At 42.4% G+C, this 10692-nt stretch carries 8 protein-coding genes; 3 read left to right on the top strand and 5 right to left on the bottom strand.

Annotation, left to right across the window (positions count from 1 at the left end):
• Positions 1-292 precede the first annotated feature (292 nt).
• Positions 293-1798 (top strand): glycerol kinase GlpK, encoded by a 1506-nt coding sequence (gene glpK / locus ND6B_RS15885; protein WP_033102736.1) that lies wholly within the window; start codon positions 293-295, stop codon positions 1796-1798.
• Positions 1799-1803: 5 nt separating this feature from the next.
• Complete coding sequence (gene glpD / locus ND6B_RS15890; protein ID WP_033102735.1) at positions 1804-3306, top strand: glycerol-3-phosphate dehydrogenase; 1503 nt, start codon at positions 1804-1806, stop codon at positions 3304-3306.
• A gap of 7 nt (positions 3307-3313) precedes the next feature.
• On the opposite strand, the gene ND6B_RS15895 is transcribed toward glpD, so the two are convergent.
• On the bottom strand, positions 3314-3712 hold the full coding sequence (locus ND6B_RS15895; protein ID WP_024602231.1) for an acyl-CoA thioesterase: 399 nt from the start codon (positions 3710-3712) through the stop codon (positions 3314-3316).
• A 31-nt stretch (positions 3713-3743) separates the two neighbouring features.
• Between ND6B_RS15895 and ND6B_RS15900 the strand changes: the two genes are divergently transcribed.
• On the top strand, positions 3744-4448 hold the full coding sequence (locus ND6B_RS15900) for a 2OG-Fe(II) oxygenase (RefSeq protein WP_024602232.1): 705 nt from the start codon (positions 3744-3746) through the stop codon (positions 4446-4448).
• 144 nt (positions 4449-4592) lie between these two features.
• Here the strand turns inward: ND6B_RS15900 and ND6B_RS15905 are convergent, their stop codons facing one another.
• The 4 genes from ND6B_RS15905 to ND6B_RS15920 form a co-directional block, all read right to left on the bottom strand.
• Complete coding sequence (locus tag ND6B_RS15905) at positions 4593-5825, bottom strand: cysteine desulfurase-like protein (protein ID WP_033102734.1); 1233 nt, start codon at positions 5823-5825, stop codon at positions 4593-4595.
• A gap of 10 nt (positions 5826-5835) precedes the next feature.
• On the bottom strand, positions 5836-6468 hold the full coding sequence (locus ND6B_RS15910) for a 2OG-Fe dioxygenase family protein (protein ID WP_013463817.1): 633 nt from the start codon (positions 6466-6468) through the stop codon (positions 5836-5838).
• A 201-nt stretch (positions 6469-6669) separates the two neighbouring features.
• The gene (gene acnB, locus ND6B_RS15915; protein WP_028835937.1) at positions 6670-9267 is read right to left on the bottom strand and encodes a bifunctional aconitate hydratase 2/2-methylisocitrate dehydratase; all 2598 of its coding nucleotides are present in this window, start codon (positions 9265-9267) and stop codon (positions 6670-6672) included.
• A gap of 255 nt (positions 9268-9522) precedes the next feature.
• Complete coding sequence (locus ND6B_RS15920; RefSeq protein WP_013463815.1) at positions 9523-10587, bottom strand: OmpA family protein; 1065 nt, start codon at positions 10585-10587, stop codon at positions 9523-9525.
• Positions 10588-10692 lie beyond the last annotated feature (105 nt).

The raw sequence follows: 10692 nt of genomic DNA, 5'->3' as shown, positions 1-10692 counted from the left end.
GAGTTGTTTGATTAATGGTGTTAGAACACCGTCTTCGCCAGTAAGACCTTTACCAGCTTGAAGTTCAGCTAATGCTTTGTTGAAGTCGAAAGATTGAGTCATGTGTCACTCCTGTTTTCTTAATAATACTGAAATGACACAGATTTCTAAACACTACCGCCAGAATTGAGTTTTCACCTCCCTCTCCTACCTTTCGCTCATCTATAATTTAACCATTATGATGCAAAAGCATTGCTATTCGTTTAGCTTAAAGACAAGCTGTCTTTATCTAAATTAAACAACACTATTTTTTATGTCTAAATACATACTCTCGATTGACCAAGGAACGACAAGCTCTCGAGCTATTTTATACACTAAAGATGCCGAGGTTTTTGACACGGCTCAACAAACCTTCCCTCAACACTTTGTGAAAAATGGTTGGGTTGAACATGACCCTGTAGATATTTGGCAAACCGTATTAAGCAGCGTTAAAAACGTATTATCGCAGCAACAAGTCACTGCCGCCGACATTATTGCCATTGGCATTGCTAACCAACGAGAAACCACCTTAGTGTGGAATAAAAAAACCGGGCAACCTATCTACAATGCGATTGTGTGGCAAGACCGACGCACCAGTGAATATTGCGATAGTTTACGTCATGCAGGGCATACACAAATGGTGAATGATAAAACTGGTTTAGTGCTCGATCCTTACTTTTCTGCAACCAAAATTCGTTGGATTTTAGATAACGTCAAAGGCGCTAAAGAGCAAGCACACGCAGGTGAACTAGCATTTGGTACGATAGATACCTACTTGCTATGGCAACTCACTAACGGTAAAGCTCACAAAACCGATGCTACCAATGCCTCTCGTACATTACTGTTTAACATTCATCAGCAATGCTGGGATGAAGAGTTACTGGCTTTATTTAATATTCCAGCGTCGATGCTACCTGAGGTAATGGACTCAGCGGCTGACTTTGGGGTGACTGCAAGCGAGCTATTTGGTGGTGAAATTCCAATTTGCGGTATAGCAGGCGATCAACAAGCCGCCTTAATTGGTCAAGCTTGTTTTGAAGAAGGAATGGCAAAAAGTACTTACGGAACGGGCTGCTTTTTAATGCTTAACACTGGTGATAAAGCACTAAAATCAAATAATCGTTTATTAACCACTCTTGCGTATCGGCTCAACGGCAAACCCACCTATGCGATTGAAGGCAGTATTTTTATGGCTGGTGCCACCATGCAGTGGATAGTAGAAGGCTTAAAGTTATTAGAAAACGCAGGTGAAAGTGAAGCCCTCGTCAAAGATGTTCCCTTGGATCATGGGGTATTCTTGGTTCCCTCGTTTACAGGCTTAGGTGCGCCCTATTGGGATGCAAATGCCCGAGGCGCAATTTTGGGCCTAACCCGAGACTCAGGCATTAGCACTATTGTTGCAGCTGCCTTGCAGTCGGTGGGTTATCAAACCAAAGATCTACAAAAAGCCATGGAAGGTGACGGACTCCGCCCTAGTATTCTAAGAGTTGATGGCGGCATGGCAAATAATAATTGGGCAATGGCGTTTTTAGCCAATATTTTAGGCGCAAGCGTTGAGCGCCCCACTCTAACCGAAACCACTTCGTTAGGGGTTGCTTACTTAGCCGGTTTGCAAACTGGGGTGTATGAATCAACTGCGCAGCTTGCCAGCATGTGGAAAAGCGATCGTCGCTTTGAACCAACCATGAGCAGTGAAGAGCGCAACGATTTATACGCAAAGTGGCTACATTGCATTGCACAAGTTAGACTTTCTAATAGCAATGACGGCGAGAGTGAGTAAAATCTATGAGCGCACACGACAACGAATATGACTTACTCATTATTGGCGGCGGTATTAACGGCGCTGGCATTGCTGCCGATGCCAGTGGTCGCGGTTTAAAAGTATTATTGTGTGAGCAAAACGATTTAGCCTCAGCCACCTCCTCTAATAGCAGCAAGCTTATTCATGGCGGGCTACGCTATTTAGAGAATTATCAATTTAGATTGGTAAGAGAGGCATTACGTGAACGTGAAGTGCTATTAAAAAAAGCGCCGCATATTATGTGGCCGCTTTCTTTTAGGCTACCGCACCAAGCACACTTACGTCCTTCTTGGATGATTCGTGTGGGGTTATTTATTTACGATCACCTAGCGAAACGTGACACCTTACCCGCCTCAAAAGCGATTAAATTTGACAGCAATAGTGTACTTAACAACAGTATAACCCATGGCTTTGAATACGCCGATGGGTGGGTTGATGACGCGCGTTTAGTGATTTTAAACGCGCAAGCGGCTCATAATTTAGGCGCCACCATTGCAACACGCACCCGCTGCATTAAAGCAACGCGTAACGCAGATTATTGGGATGTGATTTTAGAGCAACAAGCCAGCAAGCAGCACCTAAATATAAAGGCAAAAAGTGTTGTAAATGCCGCAGGCCCATGGGTCGCGTCATTATTTGAAGATGTATTTACCCAGCCCACACCGCACACTATTCGCCTTGTGAAAGGCAGTCATATTGTAGTGCCCCGACTCCACGATGAGCCAGTTGCCTATATTTTACAAAATGAAGATAACCGCATTGTATTTGTCATTCCTTATGAGCAAGATTACTCACTGATTGGCACCACTGATGAAGAGTACACCGGCGATATTGCTGATGTAAAAATTAGTGAGCAAGAAATACAGTATCTCATCAGTATCACTAACCATTACTTTAAAAACACAATAAGCGCGGCCGATATTGTGCACAGCTTTAGTGGAGTGCGGCCACTATTAGATGACAAATCAACAGATGCTCAAGCGGTGACCCGCGATTACAAGCTGATATTAAGCAACGACACCGATCATGCCGCTTTATTAAGTGTGTTTGGCGGTAAAATTACTACCTATCGAAAGCTTGCAGAAAATGCCGTCAATAAATTAGTGCCTTTTTACCCAAAGATGAGTGGCTCGTGGACGAAAGATGCCCCTTTACCAGGCGGCGACTTTAGTAACCAAACATACCTTATCGCTCAGTTAGAAAGTAGCTACCCTTGGCTGGCAATCGACACCTTAAAACGTATGGTTCGCAGCTATGGCACGCTTAGTTATCAATTACTGGGGAACAGCCAAGCAATCGGCGATTTAGGTTATCACTTTGGTCATGGTCTGTATGCGCAAGAAGTTGATTACTTAGTAAACCATGAATGGGCAAGAACCAGCGCAGATATACTTTGGCGACGAACAAAGCTTGGGCTGCGCTTTTCAGAAAAACAAGTCATTGCCTTGGGGCAATATTTAACTAAACATCCAGCTTGTCATAGTTAAGCTGCGATTAACTAACTGCTACAAGGTGCTGTGTTAATGCGGCTTTTTCATCAGTCGAAAGTGGTTGCTTTGTTTTACTAACAAAGTCATAACGTACCATCACCGTTTTACCAATGGCGCAGCACTTATCTTGCTGCCATGCTTCTTGGCGGATCACAAATGAACTATTGCCAATCTGCTCTATGCTGGTGTTAATTGTCACCTCATGGGCATAAAATAGTTCGCCAACAAACGACACTTCAACTTTAGCAATGATTAACTTCCAGTTGTGTGGATTTAGATCTGGCGTAAAAAATTTAAAAATAGGTACTCGGGCCGCTTCAAACCATACGGGGAGTACGGTATTGTTGATGTGTCCGAGTGCATCCGTTTCGCTAAAACGCGGCATCACTTTTTCAGTAAACATAATAATCCAATAATAATTAAACAGGTAACTCATGACGGACTTTATCCGCGTGTATGACAACGCGCTCAGTAATGAATTTTGCGATAACTTTATCACTACCTTTTCTCAAAGCCCGCATATTAAACAAGGGATGACATCGGGCGGTGTTGATCTTAATAAAAAAGATAGCCACGACTTATACTTAAACAATCATCCTGAATACGCAGAACAATTAAAACATATTCAACAAACCACTGCACAGTATGTTTTCAACTACATTGAAGAACATATTTTTATGATGATTGGGGCATTTGGTTTAAAGGTATATCACCCAAAAACAGGACAACCGGTTGATTTAACTCACGCCAACTATGACGAGGTAGGTAAACCACAACTCCCCTTATTGGTGCAGCAAATTTTTAGACTCGGTAATATTCAAGCGCAAAAATACGAAGTAAATAAAGGCGGTTATCCGTATTGGCACAGTGAGGTGTATCCGCAGCTACAGCATAATGAAGCACTGCATCGGGTGTTGTTATTTATGTTTTATTTAAATGATGTTGAAGAAGGCGGAGAAACCGAGTTTTATTATCAAAATCGTAAAATAGCCCCTAAAAAAGGCAGTATGGTGGTTGCCCCAGGCTACTTTACCCATACACATAGAGGCAATAAGCCAGTATCAAACGATAAGTATATTTTAACCTCATGGGTTTTGTTTAATCGAGCAGAGCAAATTTATGGAACGCCACAAAGCTAAAGCGGTCAGCGGTCAGCGGTCAGCGGTCAGCGGTCAGCGGTCAGCGGTCAGCGGTCAGCGGTCAGCGGTCAGAAATTAACTAACTGCTGACTACTGTCAAGTATTTGCATTAAACTGAAAGCTGACGGCTTATAGCTGACAGCTTCAAATCAGCTCATCAAACAAGTCAAACAAAGTGTCCATCTCTTCAATGGTGTTGTAGTGCATACAACCAATGCGTACTACGCCGCCCTTATCAAGCACACCCAGTTGTTTGCATAAACCTTGGGCGTAAAAATTACCATCCCATACACATACATGTTGTTTGCCCAAAAATTCAGACACTTGGCGAGGCTCTAACCCTTCAAAGGTCAGTGCAAACGTAGGGGTACGCTCACTTAAGCGTGCTAAGTCATCAATACCAAACAATTTAATACGCGGGTAATTAACCAGGCGAGTTAAAAAGTATTCACTAAGCGCCATCTCGTGTTGTTTCGTTTTTTCAAACGCAACACGTAGTTTTTCTCGGCGTGAGTGACTGTCATTAAGCTCGCTAATTGCCGCAATGTAATCAACCGCCGCAATAAAGCCCGCTAGTGCTTCAAAACTTTGTGTGCCGGTTTCCCAGCGACCTGGTGCAACATCTTTTGCTGGCTCTACTTTATAAGGTGTAAACCCTTCTAAGTGATCTGTTTTGCCATAAACCATGCCTAAGTGCGGACCAAAAAACTTATATGCAGAACACGCTAAAAAGTCACAATCTAACGCTTGCACATCGATTAGTTCATGAGGGGCATAATGCACAGCATCAACATACACCAATGCACCCACATTATGAGCAAGCTCTATAATACGTTTAATATCGTTAATAGAGCCAGTGGTATTTGATGCATACGTAACCGCAACCAATTTAGTGTTAGCGTTTAATAAGCTTTCAAAATGCGCCATATCTAAACTACAATCGGCTTCGTTAATTAGCGCTGTGTTAACCACTGCGCCTTTATCTTCAGCGGCTTGCTGCCAAGACGATACATTTGAAAAATGATCTGCATTGGTCACAACAATTTCATCGCCTGCTTGCCAATTGCGTGAAATTGCTCGGCTAAAGCTAAATGTTAGGCTAGTCATATTAGGGCCAAACACAATATTTTGTGCACTGGGCGCATTTAACAAATCAGCCGCCGCTTGACGCGCATTCGCCATCAGCTCAACCGTTTTGTCACTTGAGAAAAACGCACCGCCCAAGTTTGAATTGTAATGCCCTAAATAAGCGGTCATGGCACTGAGTACCGACTGGGGTACTTGTGAGCCACCTGGCCCATCTAAAAACACCGGTGACTTGCCATCAACAGTTTGCATTAAAGCAGGAAATTGCGCGCGCAATTGCATTAAATTCATTTTATTTCTCTTAAGCAGTTAGTACAAAGCAATCCAGGTAACCTGGTTTGTTAGCATCAATTTTGTTCATTGGTGTGGCGTTATGCCATACCTGACGGTCATTAATTAGTGCAAACATGCCGTCTTTTATTTCCATTTTAAAACACGGTTCAGCTTGTTGGTTTTCATAAACCAATAGCTCACCACCTTCTAAATTTTCATGAGAAACACCACATACACACACATGGTCAAACCCATCTTGATGCACACCTTCTGGAGCTGCTGGCGTATCGCTATCAATGGCAAGCATTCTAAATTGGTGAATTTCAATATCACGCTCTGCGTCAATGCCGGTGATCGCTGCAAATTCGCTAACAATGCTTTTCATACCCTCAGACTCAAGCAAGCTTTGCTCTAAGTTTTCGTAAGTACGCTCAACATTACCTTGAAAGGTATTAATTGAATCGTCTTGCACAAACGCTTTGGTCGCTTGAAGATTAAGCTCACCATTTTGTAATTTAACCACTGAATAACGGCGTTTACGAAACGCACCATCTGCATAAGGATTTGCAGGTAAGTTATCAAAAGAAGGCTTAACCAAATCAATATTGGCTTGGTTAATAAAACGAAGTTGCAGTAAATTCTGGTTGTTTAATGCGGTCATAAAATCCTGCTTATAATAATGATAATATTGTCGAGGATTTTAATGCATGTAGAGAGGATTTTTTGCTTTATTAACCATATCAATGACGACATTTAACGAAAGTTAATACAATCATGTAACGAATTAAGCATTATCTATCTAATATTTTATTTGGACAATAAAAAACCCGCCGAAGCGAGTTTTTTAAACACACTCTATAAATTATACAGCTTGCTGAATAATTACGTTGTCTGCCTTTTTAGTGTACTGAGGCATACGGTGGAAGTTCAAGTAACGGTAGGTATCTGCTGCCGTTGCATTGATCTTCGCTGCGTATTCTTGGTACTCAGCGGGTGTAGGTAATTTACCTAAAATTGCTGCTACTGCTGCCAGCTCTGCTGATGCTAAGAATACGTTTGCCCCTGTACCTAAACGGTTAGGGAAGTTACGTGTAGAAGTAGACACAACCGTTGCTTTGTCCGCAACACGTGCTTGGTTACCCATACACAGTGAACACCCTGGCGTTTCAATACGTGCACCAACACGACCAAAAATACCGTAGTAACCTTCGTCTGTAAGTTGGTCTTTATCCATTTTCGTTGGTGGAGCAACCCAAAGCTGTGTTGGAATACGCCCTTTAAAGCCATCGAGTAATTTACCTGCAGCACGGAAGTGACCAATATTAGTCATACAAGAACCGATAAATACTTCATCGATTTTCTCGCCTGTCACATCAGAAAGTAGGCGTGCATCATCAGGATCATTTGGCGCACACAGTACTGGCTCTTTAATCTCAGCAAGGTCGATTTCAAGTACGTGTTTGTACTCTGCGTCTTTATCAGCTTCCATTAGCTCTGGGTTTGCTAACCAGTCTTGCATTGCAGTAACACGACGTTCAATCGTACGTACATCGCCGTAACCTTCAGAAATCATCCACTTAAGCATAACAATATTAGACTCAAGGTATTCGCTGATAGACTCTTTAGAAAGCTTAACAGTACAGCCAGCAGCTGAACGCTCTGCAGATGCATCGGATAGCTCAAACGCTTGCTCAACCGTTAAGTGCTCAACCCCTTCAATTTCTAGTATGCGACCAGAGAATTCGTTGATTTTACCTTTCTTCTCAACCGTTAATAGGCCTTCTTTGATACCAAAATAAGGGATAGCATGTACAAGATCACGTAAAGTGATACCCGGTTGCATTTCACCTTTAAAACGAACCAAAATTGATTCAGGCATATCTAGTGGCATTACACCCGTTGCAGCTGCGAACGCTACCGCCCCCGAACCTGCTGGGAATGAAATACCTAATGGGAAACGTGTATGTGAATCACCACCCGTACCTACGGTATCTGGTAATAACATACGGTTTAACCATGAGTGAATTACACCATCACCAGGGCGAAGCGATACACCGCCACGATTCATAATAAAATCAGGAAGCGTATGGTGCGTGTTTACATCGATTGGCTTAGGGTAAGCGGATGTATGACAAAAAGACTGCATTGTTAAATCTGCAGAGAAACCTAAACAGGCTAAGTCTTTAAGCTCATCACGCGTCATAGGACCTGTTGTATCTTGCGAGCCAACCGTGGTCATTTTAGGTTCACAGTATTGGCCTGGGCGAATACCGGCAACGTTACATGCTTTACCAACCATTTTTTGCGCAAGCGTAAAGCCTTTGTCTGATACTTCAGTCACTGCTGGTACTTTAAATACGTCAGTTGCGCCTAAACCTAATGATGTACGTGCTTTGTCTGTAAGACCACGACCAATGATCAATGGAATACGACCACCAGCACGAACTTCGTCTAAAATTACCTCTGATTTAAGTTCAAATGTTGAGATCACATCATCAGTACCATGACGTTTCACAACACCTTCATAAGGGTAGATGTCGATTTGGTCACCCATGTTGAATTCATCAACATTTAATTCGATTGGTAACGCACCCGAGTCTTCCATTGTATTGAAAAAAATAGGCGCAATCTTGTTACCTAAACATACACCACCCACGCGCTTGTTTGGTACGAATGGGATATCATCCCCCATAAACCAAAGCACAGAGTTTGTTGCAGACTTACGCGAAGAGCCTGTACCAACAACGTCACCTACGTAAGCAAGTGGTAAGCCTTTAGTTTTTAATTCTTCAAGCTGAGTGATTGGACCTACTTCACCGTCTTTGTCAGGGTTAATACCATCACGCTCATTTTTAAGCATGGCTAATGCATGAAGCGGAATATCAGGACGTGACCATGCATCTGGTGCTGGTGATAAATCATCGGTGTTTGTCTCGCCAGTGACTTTAAATACCGTAACAGAGATTTTTTCAGCAACGGCTGGCTTATTGATAAACCATTCTGCCGCAGCCCAAGACTCTATAATTTGCTTGGCGTATGCATTACCTGCTTTTGCTTTTTCTTCTACATCGTAGAACGCATCAAACATTAATAATGTGTTCGAAAGGCCTTTTACTACAATTGGCGCTAACGCTTCGTCATCAAGTAGTTCAACCATTGGCGCAATATTGTAGCCACCGAGCATAGTACCTAGTAACTCAGCTGCTTTTTCTTTAGAAATCAACGGAGAAACAGCTTCACCTTTAGCAACAGCCGCTAAAAATCCTGCTTTAATGTAGGCTGCATCATCAACACCTGGTGGTACGCGGTTGATCAGTAGTTCTAGGATGAACTCTTCTTCACCTGCCGGTGGCGTTTTAATTAGCTCAATAAGATCAGCCGTCTGCTGAGCATCTAATGGCGCTGGTACGATACCTAACGCGGCACGTTCTTCTACGTGTTTACGATATTCTTGTAGCACAGTATTGCCCTCTTGGTGACGTTAAAGTATTCGGTGGTGTTTACTAAACACACCATAACCCAATACTTATAGTATTCTATCTGCCGATTATAAAGCTTTTGTGCATAGATTAAAATCCATCCAGTTAGGCAACTAGTTATACCGATTATTAATAATATGAATAGTGAGAAAAGTAAAACTAACTCCCATGAATACCTATTAAGCAGCCATAAAAAAACCCAGCCTAAGCTGGGTTTTTACTCAATAATGAGACTATTAACGTAATACTTTTACACGTTTAATAGATTTTACGTGTGCTTCAACGCGGCGGTTTTCAGCATGCGCTTTTGCCGTATTCGCTTCATTTTTAAGGCGTTCTTCACCTAAACCTGCCGTTGTAATGCGATCTTCTGCAATACCATCAGCAATTAGCTTTTTAGCTACTGCATCAGCACGTTTTTTAGATAACCATTTATTGTAAGACGCTTTACCTACTGCAGACGTATGACCTTCAAGAAGCACTGTTGTATCTGGGTACTCTTTTAAGAAAGTCGCTACTTCGTCAATATCATTTAAGTACTGCTGCGAAACTGACGAGTCATTGTTAGGGAATGTTACTAACAAGCTTACTGTTACTTCAGTATCTTCATAAAGTGTACAACCATCGCTACCAACAGCATCTGTCATAGGTGTATTGGCACATTTATCATCTACATCAGGGATGCTGTCTTTATCTGTATCAGCAAGTGCTACCGGCACAGGAACAATTTCTGGCTCTGGCTGTGGTGCAGGCTCAACCGGTGCTACTGGCGCCGATTTTTGACCAAAGAAGTAGTTTATACCTAATTTAGCGCCAACATCTGTGTAGCCTTTGTCTAAACCTTGGTAAACACTGGTTTCAGCATTAACAAAAAAGTTGTCTGTAACAAAGTGTCGGTAACCTACACCTGCGTTTACAAACGTGTTGTCATCAACAACATCAATATCTTTCAGACCAAATAAGCCGTAGAAAGGACCGCCACCAAAGTGGTAAAGTGCATCGATACCGTAACGTTCGCCGTCAATATCGTTGCGGTTGTTCAATACTTTGTCGTGAGCATTAAAGTCTAGGTCTGCGTACTCTAAACGCGCACTCCAGTAATCATTAAAGCGGTAGCCTAATTCAGCACCCCAGCCTGTTGACTCATTAACGTCAAGGCCAGCTTGCTCACGCATGTTTTTCCACGAAGCATCGTAATAATCGCCGAATGCACCGATGTAAAAGCCTTCTTGCTCGGCTGCGAAAGTAGATGCGCTAGTTGCAGCTAACGCAATAGCCATTGTAAGTGATTTTAATTTCATTGTTTTCTTCCCATTTTAACAACTAAAAATGTAGCTAAGCATTGCTAGCTCTTCTAACTTACCTATACAGTAACTGAGTCTTTGTTAATCAATACTTAACGCAAA

This window comes from Pseudoalteromonas sp. ND6B (assembly GCF_000764215.1).
In the GTDB taxonomy this organism is placed as follows: Bacteria; Pseudomonadota; Gammaproteobacteria; order Enterobacterales; family Alteromonadaceae; genus Pseudoalteromonas; species Pseudoalteromonas tetraodonis.
The sequence above is the reverse complement of the archived record's forward strand: the minus strand, read 5'-3'. Positions and strand labels throughout refer to the sequence as shown.

Coding starts and splice junctions, on each gene's coding strand:
- glpD (WP_033102735.1), top strand. CDS start 1,804: ATGAGCGCACACGACAACGAATATGACTTACTCATTATTGGCGGCGGT.
- ND6B_RS15905 (WP_033102734.1), bottom strand. CDS start 5,825: ATGAATTTAATGCAATTGCGCGCGCAATTTCCTGCTTTAATGCAAACT.
- ND6B_RS15895 (WP_024602231.1), bottom strand. CDS start 3,712: ATGTTTACTGAAAAAGTGATGCCGCGTTTTAGCGAAACGGATGCACTC.
- ND6B_RS15910 (WP_013463817.1), bottom strand. CDS start 6,468: ATGACCGCATTAAACAACCAGAATTTACTGCAACTTCGTTTTATTAAC.
- glpK (WP_033102736.1), top strand. CDS start 293: ATGTCTAAATACATACTCTCGATTGACCAAGGAACGACAAGCTCTCGA.
- ND6B_RS15900 (WP_024602232.1), top strand. CDS start 3,744: ATGACGGACTTTATCCGCGTGTATGACAACGCGCTCAGTAATGAATTT.
- ND6B_RS15920 (WP_013463815.1), bottom strand. CDS start 10,587: ATGAAATTAAAATCACTTACAATGGCTATTGCGTTAGCTGCAACTAGC.